This window comes from Vibrio sp., from assembly GCF_984391705.1.
Map to the genome: position 1 here is coordinate 1 of NZ_CFHWOM010000009.1, position 20,449 is coordinate 20,449.

The 20,449-nt window shown below is 45.2% G+C and carries 20 protein-coding genes; 10 read left to right on the top strand and 10 right to left on the bottom strand.

Going from position 1 to position 20,449, the window contains the following annotated elements:
• Positions 1–62 precede the first annotated feature (62 nt).
• From priB to rplI, 3 genes are read left to right on the top strand one after another with little or no spacing between them, the layout of a single operon-like run.
• Complete coding sequence (priB, locus tag AC4MRV_RS08290) at positions 63–365, top strand: primosomal replication protein N (protein ID WP_008073614.1); 303 nt, start codon at positions 63–65, stop codon at positions 363–365.
• Between the two features lie 16 nt (positions 366–381).
• Positions 382–609: a 30S ribosomal protein S18 gene (gene rpsR, locus AC4MRV_RS08295; protein WP_000090472.1), complete on the top strand. Its 228-nt coding sequence runs from the start codon at positions 382–384 to the stop codon at positions 607–609.
• Positions 610–640: 31 nt separating this feature from the next.
• Positions 641–1,093 carry a 50S ribosomal protein L9 gene (rplI, locus tag AC4MRV_RS08300; protein ID WP_491186962.1) on the top strand — a complete coding sequence of 151 codons (453 nt, stop codon included), beginning with the start codon at positions 641–643 and terminating at the stop codon, positions 1,091–1,093.
• Between the two features lie 67 nt (positions 1,094–1,160).
• Here rplI and AC4MRV_RS08305 read toward each other — a convergent pair whose 3' ends face one another.
• Complete coding sequence (locus tag AC4MRV_RS08305) at positions 1,161–1,925, bottom strand: DUF481 domain-containing protein (RefSeq protein WP_491186963.1); 765 nt, start codon at positions 1,923–1,925, stop codon at positions 1,161–1,163.
• A 171-nt stretch (positions 1,926–2,096) separates the two neighbouring features.
• Here AC4MRV_RS08305 and AC4MRV_RS08310 point away from each other — a divergent pair, with 171 nt between their 5' ends.
• The 3 genes from AC4MRV_RS08310 to AC4MRV_RS08320 are packed head-to-tail and all read left to right on the top strand — an operon-like array spanning position 2,097 to position 5,779.
• Positions 2,097–3,509 (top strand): replicative DNA helicase, encoded by a 1,413-nt coding sequence (locus AC4MRV_RS08310; protein WP_269978562.1) that lies wholly within the window; start codon positions 2,097–2,099, stop codon positions 3,507–3,509.
• A gap of 13 nt (positions 3,510–3,522) precedes the next feature.
• Positions 3,523–4,599, top strand: coding sequence for an alanine racemase (gene alr, locus AC4MRV_RS08315; protein WP_491187045.1), 1,077 nt, complete (start codon positions 3,523–3,525; stop codon positions 4,597–4,599).
• Between the two features lies 1 nt (position 4,600).
• Positions 4,601–5,779 (top strand): BamA/TamA family outer membrane protein, encoded by a 1,179-nt coding sequence (locus AC4MRV_RS08320; protein ID WP_491186964.1) that lies wholly within the window; start codon positions 4,601–4,603, stop codon positions 5,777–5,779.
• A gap of 31 nt (positions 5,780–5,810) precedes the next feature.
• Here AC4MRV_RS08320 and AC4MRV_RS08325 read toward each other — a convergent pair whose 3' ends face one another.
• Positions 5,811–6,233, bottom strand: coding sequence for a secondary thiamine-phosphate synthase enzyme YjbQ (locus AC4MRV_RS08325; protein ID WP_491186965.1), 423 nt, complete (start codon positions 6,231–6,233; stop codon positions 5,811–5,813).
• Positions 6,234–6,526: 293 nt separating this feature from the next.
• Between AC4MRV_RS08325 and pgi the strand changes: the two genes are divergently transcribed.
• On the top strand, positions 6,527–8,179 hold the full coding sequence (pgi, locus tag AC4MRV_RS08330; RefSeq protein ID WP_491186966.1) for a glucose-6-phosphate isomerase: 1,653 nt from the start codon (positions 6,527–6,529) through the stop codon (positions 8,177–8,179).
• An 81-nt stretch (positions 8,180–8,260) separates the two neighbouring features.
• On the opposite strand, the gene AC4MRV_RS08335 is transcribed toward pgi, so the two are convergent.
• The 7 genes from AC4MRV_RS08335 to AC4MRV_RS08365 all read right to left on the bottom strand — a co-directional run bounded on the left by AC4MRV_RS08335 (position 8,261) and on the right by AC4MRV_RS08365 (position 13,770).
• Positions 8,261–9,157 (bottom strand): TIGR03899 family protein, encoded by an 897-nt coding sequence (locus AC4MRV_RS08335; RefSeq protein WP_491186967.1) that lies wholly within the window; start codon positions 9,155–9,157, stop codon positions 8,261–8,263.
• A gap of 295 nt (positions 9,158–9,452) precedes the next feature.
• A complete protein-coding gene (locus tag AC4MRV_RS08340; protein WP_491186968.1) occupies positions 9,453–9,947 on the bottom strand; it encodes a DUF3299 domain-containing protein in 495 nt (164 codons plus the stop codon).
• Between the two features lie 3 nt (positions 9,948–9,950).
• Positions 9,951–11,210 carry an ABC transporter permease gene (locus AC4MRV_RS08345; protein WP_491186969.1) on the bottom strand — a complete coding sequence of 420 codons (1,260 nt, stop codon included), beginning with the start codon at positions 11,208–11,210 and terminating at the stop codon, positions 9,951–9,953.
• A complete protein-coding gene (locus tag AC4MRV_RS08350; protein WP_491186970.1) occupies positions 11,207–11,914 on the bottom strand; it encodes an ABC transporter ATP-binding protein in 708 nt (235 codons plus the stop codon). Before AC4MRV_RS08350 ends, AC4MRV_RS08345 begins: the two co-directional genes overlap by 4 nt.
• Before the next feature lie 55 nt (positions 11,915–11,969).
• Positions 11,970–12,749 (bottom strand): zinc uptake protein ZrgA, encoded by a 780-nt coding sequence (gene zrgA / locus AC4MRV_RS08355; RefSeq protein WP_491186971.1) that lies wholly within the window; start codon positions 12,747–12,749, stop codon positions 11,970–11,972.
• Positions 12,750–12,844: 95 nt separating this feature from the next.
• Positions 12,845–13,144 carry a DUF2607 family protein gene (locus AC4MRV_RS08360; protein WP_491186972.1) on the bottom strand — a complete coding sequence of 100 codons (300 nt, stop codon included), beginning with the start codon at positions 13,142–13,144 and terminating at the stop codon, positions 12,845–12,847.
• Between the two features lie 74 nt (positions 13,145–13,218).
• Complete coding sequence (locus tag AC4MRV_RS08365; protein WP_491186973.1) at positions 13,219–13,770, bottom strand: YtfJ family protein; 552 nt, start codon at positions 13,768–13,770, stop codon at positions 13,219–13,221.
• A 203-nt stretch (positions 13,771–13,973) separates the two neighbouring features.
• Between AC4MRV_RS08365 and AC4MRV_RS08370 the strand changes: the two genes are divergently transcribed.
• Positions 13,974–14,174 (top strand): DUF1107 family protein, encoded by a 201-nt coding sequence (locus AC4MRV_RS08370; protein WP_491186974.1) that lies wholly within the window; start codon positions 13,974–13,976, stop codon positions 14,172–14,174.
• A gap of 43 nt (positions 14,175–14,217) precedes the next feature.
• Here the strand turns inward: AC4MRV_RS08370 and msrA are convergent, their stop codons facing one another.
• Positions 14,218–14,847, bottom strand: coding sequence for a peptide-methionine (S)-S-oxide reductase MsrA (gene msrA / locus AC4MRV_RS08375; RefSeq protein WP_491186975.1), 630 nt, complete (start codon positions 14,845–14,847; stop codon positions 14,218–14,220).
• A gap of 118 nt (positions 14,848–14,965) precedes the next feature.
• Between msrA and tamA the strand changes: the two genes are divergently transcribed.
• Positions 14,966–16,684, top strand: coding sequence for an autotransporter assembly complex protein TamA (gene tamA, locus AC4MRV_RS08380; protein WP_491186976.1), 1,719 nt, complete (start codon positions 14,966–14,968; stop codon positions 16,682–16,684).
• The gene (gene tamB / locus AC4MRV_RS08385) at positions 16,681–20,430 is read left to right on the top strand and encodes an autotransporter assembly complex protein TamB (protein WP_491186977.1); all 3,750 of its coding nucleotides are present in this window, start codon (positions 16,681–16,683) and stop codon (positions 20,428–20,430) included. Before tamA ends, tamB begins: the two co-directional genes overlap by 4 nt.
• Positions 20,431–20,449: the final 19 nt, after the last annotated feature.

The following is a 20,449-nucleotide window of genomic DNA, read 5'->3' on the forward strand; positions in this document are numbered from 1 at the left end:
GCTCCTCGTCGCGAAGAGCGTGCTGAAGCTAAGCCAGAAGCAGCTGCTGAGTAATTTCTCTTATGACCAATCGAATGGAGCTCTCTGGCACCATTGCCAAACCGCCCATTCGAAGTAAAAGCCCTAGTGGTATTGAACACTGTCGATTTTGGTTAGAGCATCGCTCAACGGTTATCGAAGCTGACTTACCGAGACAAGTTTATTGTCGTATGCCGGTAGTAGTGAGCGGGCAAAGGTCACAAGCATTAACTCAGAATTTAGTACAAGGCAGTAGCATTAAGGTAGGTGGCTTTGTTGCTTACCAGACCGGCCGAAATGGTGTGGGAAAATTAGTGCTTCATGCTGACAACATTACTCAAATTTAAGATCAGGAGATAGCCCATGGCTCGTTTCTTCCGTCGTCGTAAATTCTGCCGTTTCACTGCAGAAGGCGTACAAGAGATTGATTACAAAGACGTAGCAACTCTTAAAAACTACATCACTGAAGCTGGTAAAATCGTACCTAGCCGTATCACTGGTACAAGCGCTAAGTACCAACGTCAACTAGCTCGCGCGATCAAGCGTTCACGCTACCTAGCTCTACTACCGTACACTGACAAGCATCAGTAATCGGTTCGTTTTTAAAAAGAGGAATTAAACAATGCAAGTTATTCTACTTGATAAAATCGGCAAACTAGGTGCTCTAGGCGAAACTGTTAACGTTAAGTCTGGTTACGCTCGTAACTTCCTTATCCCTCAAGGTAAAGCAGTTATGGCTACTAAAGCTAACGTTGAAATGTTCGAAGCACGTCGTGCTGAACTAGAAGCGAAAGCAGCTGAGCAGCTAACTGCTGCAGAAGCACGCGCAGAGAAGATCAACGCTCTAGAAGCAGTTGTTCTAGCGTCTAAAGCTGGTGACGAAGGTAAACTATTCGGTTCTATCGGTACTCGCGACATCGCTGATGCAATCACTGCAGCTGGCGTTGAAGTTGTTAAGAGCGAAGTTCGTCTTCCTGAAGGCGCACTACGTAACACTGGTGAGTTCGAGATCAGCGTTCAACTTCACTCTGAAGTTTTCGCTACAGTTAACCTACAAGTTGTTGCTGCTGACTAATTCAGTATCAAGACGTATTTTAAAAGCACCTCTTAGAGGTGCTTTTTTTATATCTTGAGATTGAGGGCTAGAACGCAAACAAGAGATTGACTGAGAAAATACTGTCAGCTTTCTTTAGGCCATTAGGCACTCGGTCGTGAAACTGACGAGAGTGGGAGAGCTTCAGTGCGATATCTTCAGTGATGTTATTGGTGACACTGATATCGCTATCGGTGCGGGTATTGCTCTTACCTGAAACCAAGGTAAGTGAGGCATCAATACTTAGATTATCCAATGCTTGCCAACGAGTGGACACGTTACCACGAAAAATCGCCTCTTCAACGATCTCAGGAAAGATGATGTCGTCGTCATCTATCTCATCTAGGTTAGGCTCTTGATAGCGAAAACCTGGGCCTACTTCCATCTCTAGCACCCAACGCTCTGTGTTAGAGAATTGATAACCTAAACCACCAGAAAGCGTATAGTCTCGAAAGTAGGCGCTATAGAGAGAATCGACGCCCTTAAAGCTACCGTATAGGTAAGTCTTTGCGCCGAGCTTATAGTCACTTTGCACCGTGTAGGTTGATTGGCGTTTGTCCTCTTCGCCATCTTTGTACAGTAAGTAGTATTTCCATTCACCACTGCTCCGGTGACGCCCGGCGGTGTAATCGGCTCCCAGTCGAGCATTCATAGAGCGCGAGTCTGAATTACCAGTGTGGGCCTGGTAGCCAAATTCAACTTCCGTATTCCATGGTGAAGGTACATCAATATCTACGCGTCCCTGATCCTCTTCTGCTGCGTAGCAGTGTGCCGAACCTAGTAGGCTTAAGGCAAGTAACCAATGCTTAGACACTAATGACCTCATTTTGAGTGGAATGAATAGCGGATATTAAATGCAATTTGGTGGGGATGGGTCAATGCACGGTTAATTATCGATTAGACGCCGATAAACTCCTCTTGGCTACAGACAATAATCTCTATCTCGTTATAATGAGCGATCTAGAGAAAGTTGTAGAGCAATATCATGGCTGACCCGAGAACAGACAATCGAAACAAAAAATTCAGTGATGCACAGGTTGATGCAATCAAGGTTCCACCTCACTCATTGGAAGCCGAGCAATCCGTTATAGGTGGCTTGCTGTTGGATAATGAGCGTTGGGATACCGTCGCAGAACGTGTGGTTGCCAAGGATTTTTACAGTCGACCTCACCGCCTGATATTTGAAGCCGTAAAATCAATCCTCGAAGAGAGCAAACCTCTCGACTTGATTACGTTGTCAGAATTCTTAGAACTTCGAGAGCAACTTGATGATGTTGGCGGTTTTGCTTATCTCGCTGATCTGGTTAAGAACACCCCAAGTGCGGCAAACATTAACGCTTATGCTGATATCGTCGCAGAGCGTGCATTGGTTCGTGACCTAATTGGTGTCGCTAATGATATCGCTGATGCGGGTTATGACCCACAAGGCCGTTCTTCTGAAGACCTGCTTGATTTAGCGGAAAGTAAAGTTTTTGCGATTGCTGAGTCGCGTACTAACGAAAATGAAGGTCCGCAAAACGTCGATAACATTCTTGAAAAGACGTTAGAGCGGATCGAACTCCTGTATAAAACACCGCAAGATGGTGTAACAGGTGTTGATACAGGTTTTACTGATCTTAACAAGAAAACCGCGGGTCTACAGGGATCTGATCTCGTGATTGTCGCGGCACGTCCATCGATGGGTAAAACTACGTTTGCGATGAACTTGTGTGAAAACGCTGCTATGTCGCAAGATAAGCCTGTACTTATCTTCTCGTTAGAAATGCCATCTGAACAAATCATGATGCGTATGCTCGCGTCGCTTTCACGTGTTGATCAAACCAAAATTCGTACCGGCCAGCTTGACGATGAGGATTGGGCTCGTATTTCTTCGACCATGGGGATTCTCATGCAGAAGAAGAATATGTATATCGACGATAGCTCTGGTCTAACACCTACCGAAGTCCGCTCACGTGCTCGTCGTATTGCTAGAGAGCATGGTGGTCTGTCTATGATCATGGTCGACTACCTCCAGCTAATGCGTGTACCTGCACTTTCAGACAACCGTACATTAGAGATCGCTGAGATTTCACGATCTCTGAAAGCTTTAGCTAAGGAACTTAACGTCCCTGTGGTAGCGCTATCTCAGCTTAACCGTTCCCTAGAGCAACGTGCTGACAAACGTCCTGTGAACTCGGATCTACGTGAATCGGGCTCTATTGAGCAAGATGCCGACTTAATCATGTTTATCTACCGTGATGAAGTATACAACCCAGATAGTTCAATGAAAGGCACCGCAGAAATCATTCTTGGTAAACAGCGTAATGGTCCTATCGGCTCGGTTCGTTTGACCTTCCAGGGACAATGGTCTCGCTTTGACAACTATGCAGGACCTGCATTTGACATGGATGATGAATAAAGCCATGAGTTACATGAAAGCGGCGACCGCTTATATCGATCTCAATGCACTACAGCACAACCTAGAACAGATTAAACAGCAAGCACCGCACAGCAAAGTGATGGCGGTGGTGAAGGCAAATAGCTATGGCCATGGATTACGCCATATTGCGAAAAACGCCAAAGGGGCTGATGCGTTTGGTGTGGCTCGTATCGAAGAGGCATTACAGTTACGTGCCTGTGGTGTGGTCAAACCGATACTATTGCTTGAGGGTTTTTACTCTCAAGGTGATCTACCTGTTTTAGTGACCAACAACATTCAGACGGTAGTCCACTGTGAAGAGCAGTTGGAGGCACTGGAACAAGCTGAATTAGAAACACCGGTTGTTGTGTGGTTAAAAATAGATAGCGGTATGCATCGTTTAGGCGTGCGTCCAGAGCAATATGACGATTTTGTGTCAAGCCTTAAGGCATGCAGCAACGTTGCTAAGCCGTTACGTTACATGAGCCACTTCGGGTGCGCAGATGAATTAGAGAAAAACACGACCCATGAGCAGACGCAATTATTCCTAAAGCTAACAGAAGGTTGCGAAGGTGAACGTTCTTTAGCGGCGTCCGCTGGATTACTTGCTTGGCCAGACAGTCAGCTAGAGTGGGTTCGCCCTGGGATCATCATGTATGGCGTGTCTCCATTTAATGATAAGACCGCTCAGGATTTAGGTTATCAGCCAGTGATGACGTTGAAGTCACATTTAATTGCTGTTCGTGATGTGAAAGCAGGTGAAAGTGTTGGTTATGGCGGAACTTGGACCAGCGAGCGTGATACCAAGGTTGGAGTCATTGCGATTGGCTATGGTGATGGATATCCACGTACCGCCCCTAACGGTACGCCTGTTTTGGTCAATGATCGTAAAGCGCCAATTGCTGGGCGAGTGTCGATGGATATGCTCACGGTTGACTTAGGGCCAGATGCGACCGATAAGGTTGGCGATGAAGCGATTTTGTGGGGCAAGCAGCTCCCAGCAGAAGAGGTCGCAAGTCATATCGGAACGATTGCTTATGAACTGGTCACTAAGCTGACATCACGTGTCGATATGGAATATTCCAAATAAAATGAATCGAAACAAAATCAAATCAGTGCTGGCCTTATGTGCCAGCATTTTTGTCTCTACGCCAACCGCCTGTGCTGAAAAAGACTCGGCCTTTTTACCTTTCTATTTTAGTACTGAAACTTTAGGCAACACTTTTGGTATCGCCGGTGTTGCGAAAGGAGTGGGGCAGCCTCAAGCAGCCTTATTTGGTATGGCCATGTATTCTGATAAGCAGAGTTATGTTGGCTTTTTATCGGCGTTTAACTTTGCCATTGATGAACATTGGCTGTTTAGCACCCAAATGTACCAAGCCCAGTTTAACGACAGTCCTTACTATATCGGAGAACAGGGGAACAATGATTCGTTAAATGACGACAAAACCGTGACCAATGGCTTTGAGCAAAACTTCCAACTTGAGTTTAAGTACCTCTTGCCGTGGGGAAGTATAGAGCAGTATGGTTTGCTTGGTGCATTTAAGCCCAATCGGGAAGTAGACTTTGCCTTGCCGCTGTATTCTGGAGTGAGTTCATTGCTCTTCACGCCTTTTTATTCTTCACGAGATCTGGATGTAGGAATCGACGTTGAGAAGTCGAGTGGGCTTCGCATAAGTTTGGATTGGGATAATCGAGATAATAGCCGCAATCCGACAAGAGGCTCTCATACGGCACTAGATATCACTATTGGCTCTGACAGTTGGCAAAGTGGAGACGTATGGACGAAATGGGAACTTCAAAACAGCCATTATTACGCTCTGGGGCCTTGGGGAGATATGTTTGATCAGCAGGTTATTGCTTTTGACTTTTTTACGGCAGATACCCCGAGTTGGAATGAAGCTTTACCTCCAGAACAAGATCAGGTTCGCCTTGGTGGCTTGTATCGATTGAGAAGCTACACGGGCGGTCGCTTCCATGGTCGATCAGCCGTGCATTATGCTGCTGAATATCGAGTGATCCCAGATTGGCAACCTTTGGATGATATTCCGGTGATCAATTACTATGACTTACCCTGGTGGCAATGGGTGGTGTTTGCTGAAGTAGGCAGAGTTGCAGAAGAATATGATGTGCGTACTTTGCACAGTGATATGAAATGGACCCTTGGTGGAGCGGTGCGATTTCAAGTTGAAGGTATCGTAGTTCGCACTGAAATCGCGACAGGAGGAGATGAGAGTCTGTTTCGAGTGATGATCAACCAGCCTTTTTGAGCACTGAGACGAATCCTCAGTGCTTAATTGATCATGCTTCGCCTTGTAGCGTAGCGATAACCCGGCGGCTCCCGCCATAATCACGATGTTCACCTAGATAGATTCCTTGCCAAGTGCCTAAAGCAAGTCGTCCATTGCTGATTGGAATGGTCACACTACAGCCAATCGTTGAGGCTTTGATATGGGCTGGCATGTCATCATCCCCTTCATAAGTGTGTTGGTAATAAGGCGCGCGCTCTGGCACAAACTTATTAAAGTGTTTTTCCATATCATGTCTTACTGTTGGGTCTGCATTTTCATTGATCGTAAGGCTGGCTGAGGTATGTTGGATAAACAGCTGTAATAATCCGACAGAATAATCTGCAATTTGTGGTAATTGTTGTTCAATTTCATCGGTAATCAAATGAAAGCCACGTTGGCGAGCGTTTAAATGGATGACTTTTTGTTGCCACATAAGATGCCTATAATCGAGAATTCGTTAACCAAACGTTAAGCTTAACCTAGCTTGGTGGTAAACTCATAAAGCTGGTATTGGATTTGTTCAAATTTGAATCAGGGAACGTGACCTAACTCAATGTGGGTGAGAATTGCCTGAGTCATAATGCTGGCCTGAAAAAAAATTACAAAGTCTTGTTTTGTGGCAATTTGCCCTAACATACCTAATATTATTGTTTTGCTTAATCGGGGATTCCTCAGTTTTCGCTAGACTGTATGGAATAAAACCTACTGAACATCGGGATAGTAACCATGTTGAAAAATATCAATCCAACGCAAACACAAGCTTGGAAAGCGCTAACGGCGCACTTCGAATCTGCACAAGATATGGATCTAAAAGCGCTATTTGCTCAAGATTCTGCTCGTTTTGACAACTTCTCTGCACTCTTCGGCGCAGACATTCTTGTTGATTACTCTAAGAACCTGATCAACCAAGAGACTCTGAAGCACCTATTCGCTCTAGCAAACGAAACTGAGCTTAAAGCAGCAATCGAAGCGATGTTCAGTGGTGAAGCGATCAACAAAACAGAAGATCGCGCCGTTCTTCACACTGCACTTCGTAACCGCAGCAACAAGCCAGTGATGGTTGATGGCGAAGACGTAATGCCAGCGGTTAACGCAGTACTTGAGAAAATGAAATCGTTCACTGACCGTGTGATTGGCGGTGAGTGGAAGGGCTACACTGGTAAAGCGATCACTGACATTGTAAACATCGGTATCGGTGGTTCTGACCTAGGTCCTTACATGGTGACTGAAGCACTAGCACCATACAAAAACCACTTAAACCTACACTTCGTTTCTAACGTTGATGGCACACACATCGTTGAAACACTGAAGAAAGTAAACCCAGAAACAACACTATTCCTTGTTGCATCTAAGACGTTTACCACTCAAGAAACCATGACGAACGCACACAGCGCACGTGATTGGTTCCTAGCTTCTGCCGGAGATGAAGCACACGTAGCGAAGCACTTTGCAGCGCTTTCTACTAATGCTCCAGCGGTATCTGAATTTGGTATCGATACAGACAACATGTTTGAGTTCTGGGATTGGGTTGGTGGACGTTACTCACTATGGTCAGCAATCGGTCTTTCAATCGCTCTGGCAGTAGGTTACGACAACTTTATTGAGCTACTAGACGGTGCACACGAAATGGATAACCACTTCGCGTCTACTGAGCTAGAAAGCAATATCCCAGTGATCCTTGCGCTTATCGGCCTATGGTACAACAACTTCCATGGCGCTGAGTCTGAAGCAATTCTTCCTTACGATCAGTACATGCACCGTTTTGCTGCTTACTTCCAGCAAGGTAACATGGAATCGAACGGTAAATACGTTGACCGTGACGGTAATGCAGTAACTTACCAAACTGGCCCAATCATTTGGGGTGAGCCAGGTACTAACGGCCAGCACGCGTTCTACCAGCTGATTCACCAAGGTACTAAGCTGATTCCATGTGACTTTATTGCTCCAGCAGTAAGCCACAACCCAGCAGGCGATCATCACCAGAAGCTAATGTCTAACTTCTTTGCTCAAACAGAAGCTTTAGCCTTTGGTAAAGATGAAGCGACAGTGAAAGCGGAATTTGCTAAAGCAGGTAAGAGCGTAGAAGAAGCGGAGACACTAGCACCGTTCAAGGTATTTGAAGGTAACCGCCCAACGAACTCAATCCTAGTTAAGCAAATCACGCCACGCACTCTAGGTAACCTAATCGCAATGTATGAACACAAGATCTTCGTACAAGGTGTGATTTGGAACATCTTCAGCTTTGACCAGTGGGGTGTTGAGCTAGGTAAACAACTGGCTAACCAAATCCTACCTGAACTTGCGGATGAGTCTGAAATCAGCTCTCACGATAGCTCAACTAACGGTTTGATTAACGCGTTTAAGGCATTCAAAGCCTAGTAGATTCTATTTATGAAGTACTAAAAACGCCAACCTTTCGGTTGGCGTTTTTTATTTCTGCAATGAAGTTGTTTTCGCCAGTTAAACCTTGGTGTCGATGGTAGATGTTGCCTCAGTACTGGCTGTGAACTTCTGGCTTAATAGCGCGACCATTTGGTCGTAATATTGCATGTTGGGTTTATTGCCGAGTAGCTTACATAGCTCGTTACCTGTTGGGCTAAAACGGTAATAGAGCAGTCTTACTCCTTTACTATGCGCTTGTAGTGAAAGCTGTTTACCTTGGTAAAGCAAAGGTAGAGGAGAATCCAATTCGATCTCGCCTGATTCCAGTTCGGTACCATGCATCAAACCCAGTTCAAACAGGACCAATAAGCTAGAGTAGGGTAATTGGTAGTTGCCGACGTTAATGTTGTTGGTGGTATTACGTTTACCAAAGCTGAAAATACCACCTTGTGCTCGATAACCTACGAGAAGTTTACGGCTATTGTCGCCACCAAAACTACATGCCAGGGATGAAGCTCTTTGGAGGATTTGAGCCTCCTTAGGTGTCATATCTTGCAGCACTTTGAGCGCTTTCATCGACGTTGAACCAGGGTTAGTGACTTCGCGTTTGAGGACTTGAGCCCACAAGCGCTGCATTGCGCTGTTATGAACTTCTTGGGCCATATCGAAAAATCGGTAAAGCCAATCTTGGTCGGGATCGCCTGCTGTTTCGTCTTTGCACGATACATGAGCCAATTTAAGTATTTGTTCAAGGTTTTTTTGGCGCAGTTCTTTACGTTTTCTTTCGCGAACTAAGGCACGTTCTAAAGTATTTTTTTCTGGCGTTTCACTTTGAAGTAGGGCGTCTAGGCCATAGGACTCTGCGATGTTAAGGATACGACTAGCACTGTCTTTGATGTAGTTCGATTTCTTTTCGTGCCGATGATGTTGAGTAGGCTCGTGGTCTAGGACGACGGGTTTATTGCTCTCAGACATGGGATTTCCTTAGCCATCATAAAGTTATCTATAAATGTACCTCGGAAAAGAATGAGCTGCCACAGAAAGTGTGTGAGGCGGGTGTCAAAAATAGTTCTATGACATATGCTAACAAATTGTTAAAATAACATTGTTAACAATTGAGAGGGCTTATGAAGTATTTCAATGAGAATAAACTGAAAAAGCACCTGTCAATCGCCTTGCTACTATTGATTTACCTAGGTGTTCTAGGTTATCTGTCTAGATATCTTTCTTAATATGGGCGATTAACAGGTTGCGTACTTGTTAATTTTGCTTAGTAGTCGTCGTACTCTTCGATGGCAGTTCCTTCGATCACATAGCCTGTTTCCGCTAACTCGTGACTTACCGTCTCTGTCTTTAGTGTACCCACTAAGTAAATAACGTCCCACAGCTGTTGTACTGGTGCCCCTTTCGGGAATCTTACGTAGATGATCTGATTTGGTGGTGGTGGTGGTACGTGAATACATGCTCCAAAATACGGTACAAGTAAGAATTCGGTAACCATGTTCTCATCCCCTTCAAGTGGGATGACAAATCCAGGAATCTTAACTTTACTGCCATCTAGCTCTTTACGCACGCTTCCTACCTTAGGTTGTGCCATAGTGCCTCCAGAATGGTCGGTAGCAGGCATTCCATAGCTATCAAATTGATTTCTCTCGTTTAGTGGAATGAGATCAATCCAATCTAACGTCAGAATTTCTTCTTGGTTGGCGAAGCTTGGCAAACTAAAGCTGAGCATTGCCAAAACCATTAATACTACTTTCTTCATGATTTACACTCGTATTGTCATACCGTCGCTGAGAGATTGTCGATAAGCTCTTAGCGCAGGGATAAAACCGATGACTGTGCCAGCACCTTGAACCATGGCAAGAAGTCCTAGCTCATATTGTGACAAGGTCATCAATGAAAGGTTGATACCGTATGTTTGTTGAATAATTGGCGACGCGACGGCCAACAACGCGTATAACCCAACAGTTCCTATGATGATGCCGATAAAGGTTAATGCACTGGCTTCTAGTATGAGTAATGCAAAGACATGTCTTGGTCTGGCCCCCATTGCACGCAGAATTGCCATTTCTCGGCGCCGTTCTTGTAAGCTAGTAAGAAGGCTCGAGAGCATTCCTAGTAAACCAGCAATGACGACAAATACAGACACAGCCATAAGTGCTTGTTCGGCGACAGACATCATGCCCCACAGCTCGTGAAGTGCAATACCCGGCAAGATAGCGCTTAGTGGCTCTTGATTATAGGTGTTGATTTGACGTTGTAGCGCGAAGGTCTGAATCTTGGATTTTAAGCCAAGCAGCATAGCGGTGATCTGCTTTGGTTGGAAATCCATAGCCGATAGCTGCTTTGCAGTTGGATTGTTACCGAGATTGGCTCCGCTCTCCCATCCTACGTGGATCGCTTCTATAGCTTCCAAAGAGACATGAACCGTTTTATCCACTGGAGTACCAGTTGGAGCGAGAATCCCGACCACTTTAAAAGGTAAGTTGTCGTGGCGGCTGAAGCCTACATCGCTGATACCATGTGCAATAATTATTTCTGTCCCTATGCTATAGCCTAGCTTTTGCGCGACATCTGCACCGATTACGGTTTCGAACAAGCGATTGAATTCACGTCCTTCTTTAAACGCTAAGTTTTGTTTTTTACCATAGCGATAATGCTCAAAATAACTGTGATTGGTTCCCATAACTCGGAACCCTTTGTGAGAGTCACCGAGTGAGATAGGGATTGCCCAATTTACTGATCGATGCTGGCTAAACTCTTGGTAGCTTTTCCAATCAATATTATTCGTTGCGTTGCCAATTCGAAATACAGAGTAAAGCAGCAGGTTCACTTGGCCGGAACGTCCACCCACAATTAAGTCGGTACCTGAGATGGTATTGGCAAAGCTGCTTTTTGCCTCTGTTCGAATCCGCTCTACACCTAATAGTAGAATGACAGATATTGCCACTGTTAATACGGTGAGGATGGCGGTGACTTTACGGTTGCGAGCACTCTTCCATGCTAATGAGAGGGTTGGACTCATGCCTTACCTCCTGATTGGTTTAATTCACGAAGATCTAAACTGCGATCAAACAGTGGCTCTAGAGTTGGATCGTGGCTAACAAATAGCAAAGTAGAGTTTGCTTGATTTACCTGATCCAGTAACAGCTCGATAAAAGCAGTACGATTATCGTAATCAAGTGATGAGGTGGGCTCATCGGCAATAATAATCTCAGGGTTACCAATCAATGCTCTGGCGGCTGCGACGCGTTGCTGCTGGCCAATGCTCAGCTCAACGACTGGTTTGTTACGTAGTGACTGATCGAGATGGAGCTTATCAAGCAGTTGTTCGGCATTGTGCTGCAAGTCTCCTGTGACCTGCATTTTTCTCTGTTTCGAAAACTGGCAAGGCAGTGTGACATTTTCAATTACGCTGAGGTAAGGCAATAGATTGAATTGCTGGAAAATATAACCGATATGATCGGCTCTAAATTTATCTCTCAGGCTACCAGATAGCTTTGCTAAATCGTTACCGAGCACTTCAATACTGCCTTGGTTGGTGGTGTTGATACCAGTAAGAAGGCTAAGCAGAGTTGATTTTCCACATCCGCTCGGCCCTTTAATAAAGAGATGCTCACCTTGCTTTATTTCTAGATTGGGAATATCAAGAGTTGGAGAGTCATTCCCAGGCCAAGTGTAGCGCACATGTTCCAGCTTAATGATGGCTGGATCTATTATTGTATCCATCATGCTTTCCAAATACGGCGTCAGTGGCTTGGCAAAGGCCAAGCCACTGAAAAGATTATAGTGAGATCACTGTACGGTTCGGTTGCAGGCGAAGTGCGTCTTGTTTGCTGTCGGTCAGCACATTGACTTTTAATGCCTCAGTCGTTGGGAACTGTTTGAACCAAGAAGTATCGATGGTTTCGAGCTTAGCGATGTCATCACAGTGGTAGTGATATTCGATAGTGAATTCACCGTGCCCTGAATGCGCATCATGGTCGTGATCATGATGGTCATCATGCTTATGCTCGTCGTGGTCATGATCATGATGGTCATCATGCTTGTGCTCGTCGTGGTCATGATCATGATGGTCATCGTGCTTATGCTCGTCGTGGTCATGATCATGATGGTCATCATGCTTGTGCTCGTCGTGGCCATGATCATGATGGTCATCATGTTTGTGCTCGTCGTGGTCATGATCATGATGGTCATCATGTTTGTGCTCATCATGACCATGGTCGTGATGTTCGTCATTACCTAGGGTGTGAGATACTGAAACGTGCTCTAAGTGACAGCCTGCGGCTTGGCTAAGAGAGAAGATAACGTTAGCTTGGTTTAATACACTAATCGCGTCTGCCAAGGTCTTTTTCTGGGCGTCATTTTGTGGAGCATGCTCAAACCCTACAACATCAGCACCTGGAGCGGTAATTTCCATCAGAAGTTCTTTACCATCTTGGGCAATATTAAGTTCTACTTCTCCGTGAACGTGCGCATCGTGTTGGCGAAATCCTTCCTCAGCGATTGCTGCATGGCTAACAGTCAAGGCGATGAGTGCTGCGAGTGGTGATAATTTGTACATTTTCAATCCTAAGTATAGTTGCGCCTATTCCAGCATTATTGGGGTCTGGACTTTGGCATTATGATAAATATGGCTCTTTTGGGAGAGCGGGATAACTAAACGTTAAGTTGAAGCGGTGGTGAACGTGCTCGATAGACGAAGGCCGATGGCGCTTGATATTGGTAGCTTTGTTGTGATTCGAAACGATCTGGGAGTGAATGATCATCAGCATTGGGAGTTGCACTGATTATTGCATGGTGGGCTGCTGAAAATAACTCGCAATGATGCTCTTGGTGATGAGAAGGAATTAGGTCATATTGATGCTGGATAAATGCGAAATTCATCCACAGCAGCAACGTAACGCTAAGTAGCGCCAATGTTGAGCGAGAGAATGAAAAACGGCGATTTATATGCACTACTTAAGACCGAGCAAAAAAAGGAACTGTTATACTATAACAGTTCCTTTTCTAACGCTAAATTCAATTTGTGATTAGATGTTATCTTTAATTAATCCAAGCACTTTCTGAACATCTGAATCACTCAGCGATCCTTCTTTTACAAACAGTACCTTACCTTGTTTATCTTGCACTATGATTGCTGAAGACTCTTCGGCTAGCTGCCATGTTTTGGCTACGTTACCGTCTTCATCTAAAACCATAGAAGACCAAGGGAACTCTTTTTTACTGTCTTCCGCTGATGACTTCACGAATGAGCCAGTCCCCCAAATCGCATCGTCTTGGTTGATAATGGACGTGGTTTGATAGCTCTCTGATGGAAATTTTGCTGCAGTAATCGCAGCCATTAGAGGCGCGTTCATTTCTTTCGAACTGCTTCGCCCGGCAATGGCTTGGATCACTCGAACTTTGCCAATCAGATCTTGGCTTGTCCACTGTTGATAGGTTGTGTCGTCACCTTGGATCATAATTTCACCATGGCTTTGAACTTTTACTGCAGGGACGGCTTGGCCTACAGTGATGTTATGTGCCATAGCAAGCATTGGAGAGCATGCGATCGCAAGAGCAAGTAGAGTTTTGTTTTTCATTGTTATCTTCCTTTTGGTAAGCCGAAAAAGTATATACCGAAAAAAGGAAAAGTGTGGATGTGAACGTCGATGAAGTGAAATAGTCCAAATTTTTAACAAAATGATATACATTAAAAACCAGTTGTATATAATGCCGTACAAGTTCTAAGGAATAGAGCTTAAACGCTGAATAAGCCGTTTCACAAAAGGATATTGGAGTCGTTATGCTGCGTGAATTTACCTGTTATCGTCCACAGCAAGTGGCACGATTTGTTAAGACCTTGTTTAAAGGGCAATTTGTTATCTCAGGCATTGGTGAGTTTTCATTCGATCACGGTAAAGTACTGTTGCCGGATGTGAAAGATCAGCAGAAATTAACGATGTTTAAAGAGATCAATCAAGCGATACTTGCACTCCCAGTTTAAAAAAAGCCGCCCTTCGATTTGGCGGCTTTTTTACGTCTGAACGTTACTTCTCTGGAGGGAAACATACCCCTGTACCACCAAGGCCACAATAACCATTGGGATTTTTCGCTAGATATTGTTGGTGATAGTTTTCAGCGTAGTAGTAGTGACCCGCTGGAAGGATTTCGGTGGTGATCGCCGCGTGTTTTTCCCCCAGTAGCTGTTGATATTGCTGCTTAGAGAGCAAAGCCGATTGGTATTGCTCATCGTTGTAAACATATATCGCGGAACGATACTGAGTGCCAAGATCGTTGCCTTGGCGCATTCCTTGGGTTGGATCATGCCTTTCCCAAAACTTCTCTAGTAAGGTTTGCAGTGATATTACTTTCGGATCAAATACGACTCGAACGACTTCGGTATGTCCGGTTTGCCCACTACAAACTTCTTCATAAGTTGGATTTTTGGTGTAGCCTCCGGCGTAACCGACAGAGGTATTGACGACCCCATCAAGCTGCCAAAACAGGCGTTCCGCCCCCCAAAAACAGCCCATGCCGAGAACAATTTTTTCGTAACCTTGTTCTGGTTCCGCGGTCATACTGCTTTGATTGACGAAATGAATGTCATCAAGAGGCAATGGAATATCGCGACCTGGCAGCGCGGCTTGGGCAGATATCATGTTTTGTTTGTCGTGCATCGTTAATTCCTTGTCGATTAAATTTGTTATACAGACCGACCAATTGACTGTTTTCATACAGACTTATCATTTTTCAGGCGGTATTATTCCTTTACCTGATATAGAAAGATAATTAAGCATGTTACGCAAACCTTTACCAGTTCTGATTGCACTTCTTCTCTCTCCCACTCTGGCTTTGGCTAAGGATGTGGATCTTACGATTGAGGGACTAAAGGGATCGGTACAAGATAATGTGGATGCCTATTTATCTTCCATTCCTGAGCAGGATTACGATACCAGTTTGCGCTTTCAGGCTCGCGTACAACGTAATATTACAGAAGCGCTTAGTGCGGTCGGTTATTACCATCCTACCTTTAAATTTGAAGTTTCAGACAGCGGCGATGAGTTGATTGTAACGGTTGACCGAGGTCATTCGATTCGGCTGACCGAAGTGGATATTCAAATCTCAGGTGAGGCAAAGGATGACCCGGACTTTATCGCTTTGATTGAGAACAGCGGTTTAAAGAAAGGAGTGAGAGTTAATCACAGCCTTTACGATGGATTGAAGTCTAAAATCCGCAATTTGGCTTTGCAGAAAGGCTATTTTGAAGGTGACTACACGCTTAGTCGTTTAGAAGTCGCCCCAAGTGTCCGTAAAGCCTTTGTTCGCCTTCACTTTGATAGTGGGATCCGCTACCACTTTGGCTCCAGTACCGTTACTGGTAGCCAAATTAAGCTGGATCGTGTGATGTCGCTTGCTCCTTACGAAGAGGGAGACGCTTACCTAGTTTCTAAAGTGGGTGAGTACAACCAGAATCTGTCCAATACCGATTGGTTTTCATCTGTGTTTGTTGAGCCAGACCTCAGTAAGTTAGGTGAAGGCCGCGAGTTACCAATGAAGATCTCTCTTGCACCTCAAGCGCGTAATAAATTAGAAACGGGTCTTGGCTATTCGACTGATGTGGGCGTTCGAGGTTCATTAAAGTGGAAAAAGCCCTGGGTAAATGATCGTGGCCACAGCTTTGACAGTAGCATCTCGTTATCCGCGCCAGAGCAGACCATTACGGCGGGTTATCGAATCCCTCTAGAAGATGTCTTGAATGACTATTATCGCATTCAATATGGAATGAAAAACCTTGATAGTCGCGATACGAAAAGTCTGGAGTCCAACCTTGCGGTAGAGCGTCACTGGATACTCGATAACGGATGGCACCGGACGGTATTTGTGCGTTACTTGCTAGAAAACTATGAGCAAGGTTTGCAAGATGATAACGCGCAGTTTGTTTTACCGGGTATTTCATTTTCTCGCAGCAGAATCCGTGGCGGAGCCATGCCAATGTGGGGAGACCGGCAAAGTTTCACTCTAGAGTATGGTGATCCGAGTGTCTTTTCTGAAACAAGAGTGGCTCGATTCCAAGGTGGTATGACCTGGGTTCGCAGCGCTGGTGACAATCATCGTGGTCTTTTCCGAGTAGATGGCGGCGCTAACGTCGTTGAAGAGTTTGAGAAGCTTTCACCGTCACTTCGGTTCTTTGCTGGTGGTGACAACAACTTACGTGGTTATGGTTTCGAGTCGATCTCACCAAAAGATGAAAGTAATGCACTGACTGGTGCTAAATATATGGTAACGACGTCGCTAGAATACCAATACCGTCTCTATGGTGACTGGTGGGGTGCCTTGTTCTATGACTATGGTGATGCATTTAATGAGTCACCAGAGTTTAAGCGAGGTACTGGTTTTGGTGTTCGCTGGGCGTCACCTGTCGGACCGATTCGATTAGATTTTGCATGGGGTCTTGATGAAGACGACCCTGATAAACGATTTAAAGTGCATTTTACCTTGGGGCCTGAACTATGACCAAAGTGGTATTAAAGTGGTCGAAATGGCTTTCATTTTCTCTACTAGGACTGTTGCTCACGCTAATCTTAGGCGTGAGTTTTTTGCTATTTACTCATCCAGGCTTAGGAACCATTTTATGGGCGGCCGAAAAATTTGTTCCCCAGCTAAAGGTTGAGTCTTATCAAGGCGCGCTGTTCCCTCGCTTTACACTTAATCAAGTTCAATTTAATGATTCTGATTTGGGTATTGAAAGTGAAGTTCGCTCTGCGACATTGGCCATAAACCCTCTTTGCTTCACTGAACCGGGCGTATGTGTGGACGAGCTAGCCATTGATGGTCTGAGATTTTCGATGCCAGAGAGTGCGCCTTCCTCTGAGCCAGAAGCAGAATCATCAGGTAGTGGTAACATTTCCACTCCAGTGCCTATTCGCGTTTCTCGTATCGCACTCGACGATATCGACTTGAATGTATTAGGAAACAAAGTCGATTGGCAGTCATTTACCACGGGCTTTGTTTTTCAAGGCAATCACTTGAGATTAAGCAAAACGGCATTGCAAAAGATGACTTTGGAACTGGCAAGCGTTGAAGAAGCGCCAGTGACACCACCGCCAGTGACAACAGAACCAACAACCATTGAACTGCCTGATATTGAGCTTCCTCTGCAAATGGAAGTCGTGCGTATTGATGTCACTGACTTTGAGCTTAAACAGGATACGCCGGTTATCGTGAACCATTTAGGGTTAGAAGCGAAAGCTTCTGGTTCACAGGTGACAGTTTCAACGTTAGAACTCGATATGCCAGAGGTGGAGGCAAAACTCGACACTCAAATTACGCTAAATAATGGCTACCCATTAAGCTTGAACCTTCAAGCGACGGTAAAGGAAGAGACAGCGAAAGGGCAAGCGCTCTCTTTGTCGGCGACTGGGAGTGTTGCGCAGCTCGCTTTGGATGCTTCGTTAAGTGGCTTAGCACAAGCGGAACTGCAAGCTAAATTGCATCCGCTTGACCCTGATTTACCGTTTGATATTGCACTCCAAAAGGGCAAAGTTCAATGGCCTCTGCATGGCAAAGGTGATTACTTTGTTGATATCGAAGAACTAGAATCTCAAGGCTCGTTAAAAGGGTATGACGTAAAGTTAGCGACGGTCATTAAGGGGAAAGAGCTGCCCGATCTTGATCTGGAGGTTAACGGCAAAGGCACACTGGAACAAATCAACCTGAGCTCTATGACTCTGAATACTCTTGGTGGATCAGTGTCTGGTGATGTAATGGCTAACTGGCAGAAGCCAATTAACTGGGCTGCAAATCTTTCGTTGACTCATATTCAACCTGGCCTCCAGTGGCCTGATGCGGAAGGGGATATCAGTGGCGTTCTGTCTACCACGGGCTCTTTGACGCAAGCTGGTGGCTGGCAAGTGTCGGTGAGTAAACTCGATATCGATGGTGTACTACGTGAATATCCTCTGAACGTTGAAGGTAGGCTAACTGCGTCAGACCTTCAGGGTAAAAGCGATTTTCATGTGGATACTCCGGGGTTGGTGCTTTCTCATGGTCCCAATAACGTCAATGCCAAAGGATCTTTGAATAAAAACTGGAATATGGATCTGTCACTCGATTTGCCTGAGCTCGCCAAGTCCGTTCCAGATTTAGCGGGGAAAGCTATTGGTGATGTTCGATTACGTGGCCCGCTAAAAGAGCCAAAGGTCTCTCTCGCGTTAGATATTGATTCTGTTGATTGGCAGCAGCAGGCTCAAGTACAACACGTTACCCTGAAAGGGGATGTATCACCGCTTCCAGCACCTAGTGGTGACTTAAAATTGGTGGTGAAAGAGGCAAGCTATCAAGATTATATCGTTGATGATGTAGAGTTGGCGTTCAGCGGTACTCAGAAAGCGCATCAATTAACGTTGGATGTTACGTCTAATGTTGCGTCGACTAGTCTAGCGTTGTCTGGCTCATTGATTGAGAAGCCCGATATCTTATGGAATGGCGCAATAGAGCGTATGACTCTCTCTTCTCAGCAAGGGGAATGGACGTTAGCTGAGTCGACATCATTAGGTTTTGCTGCTGCGACTGAGCGAGTATCGGTTGCTGCGCACTGCTGGCTGCAGGCTGACTCTTCCATTTGTTTGAATGAAAATATTGAAGTCGGAAAAAGTGGTGAAGCGAGCTTGAGTATCAAGCAGTTTGATTTTGAGCAGATCAAAGCGTTTGTCCCTCAAGAAACTGAGCTTAAGGGGGAAGTAAATGCAGACCTCTGGGCCAAATGGAGTGAAGAGGGCTCACCTGAACTGAAGGCGACGATTAGCTTGCCAAAAGGTGACGTTACACAAAAACTGGATACGCCGTTGAACGTTGGTTGGGAGGCGATTGAGCTCAATGCGAATCTAAAACAAGATCGCTTAGATGCTGACTGGTTAATTGATATTCGTGACAACGGTGATATTTCCGGTCGAGCAACCATTCCAAATGTTGCCGTTGAAGATAAACAAATTGAGGGCAAGCTGAATCTTTCTACTTTCAACTTGGACTTCCTGTCCCCTTTGTTAGGTCAGTACAGCCAACTTAAATCTAATATAACCACAGAACTCGCGTTATCTGGTCCTTTGTTACAGCCGAAAGTGGAAGGTCAGTTCTTGATTGAGGATATGTTGCTTCATGGCGATATCTCACCAGTACAGGTTGACTCTGGCGAGTTGAAAATCGACTTTTCAGGCTATCAAGCAACGCTTACTTCGGCGTTGAAGACACCGGATGGAACCTTGAAACTCACAGGTGATGCCGATTGGCAAAACTTGCAAGACTGGAGCACTCGCTTACGCGTTTTTGCTGATGAACTCAAAGTAGAAGTACCACCGATGGTTGAAATGAAAGTGGTACCGGACATGACGATCTCAGCCTCGCCAAAAAATGCAAAAATCGAAGGCGATATTGCGCTTCCGTGGGGACGAGTGGTGGTGGAAGAGCTTCCTCCAAGCGCTATTGGTGTATCCAAGGATCAAGTGATTCTTAATGCTCAACTGCAGCCAGAAGACAGCACTACCTCGATACCATTTGCCGTTGAAACCAATATTAATATCTCGATTGGCGATGACTTTAAATTGTCAGCCTTTGGTCTAGAAGGTGGATTGGTAGGTAAGCTAAATGTCGCTCAGCGTGATAAAGGCCCATTCGTTACTGGTGAAATTAACATTGTCGATGGCTCCTACCAGTCATTTGGTCAAGACTTGGTCATTGAGCAAGGAAAGATCTTGATGAATGGTCCCGTAGATCAGCCATACGTACAAATCAAAGCAATTCGTAACCCAGATAATACCCAAGATGATGTGACAGCGGGTGTGAAAGTGACAGGCCCGGCAACGGAGCCTGTTGTCACGATCTTCTCAGATCCTGCGATGCCTCAAGCGAATGCATTGTCATATCTGCTTAGAGGTCAAGATATTGATGGTGAGTCGGGTGGCAATGCAATGACCACAACGTTAATTGGCTTGAGCTTGGCGAAAAGTGGCCGCGTAGTCGGTGAAATCGGTGAAGCGTTTGGTGTGCAAGATCTACAACTAGATACAGCGGGCTCAGGCGAAGAATCTCAGGTAACGGTCAGTGGATACGTTCTGCCAGGGCTTCAGGTCAAGTATGGCGTTGGTATATTTGATTCTGTTGGAGAGTTCACCGTCCGTTACCGATTGATGAAAGATCTCTATGTTGAAGCAGTCACTGGAGTGAGCAGTGCAGTAGACTTACTCTATCAATTCGAATTCAACTAAATTTAAAAGACAACGAAGT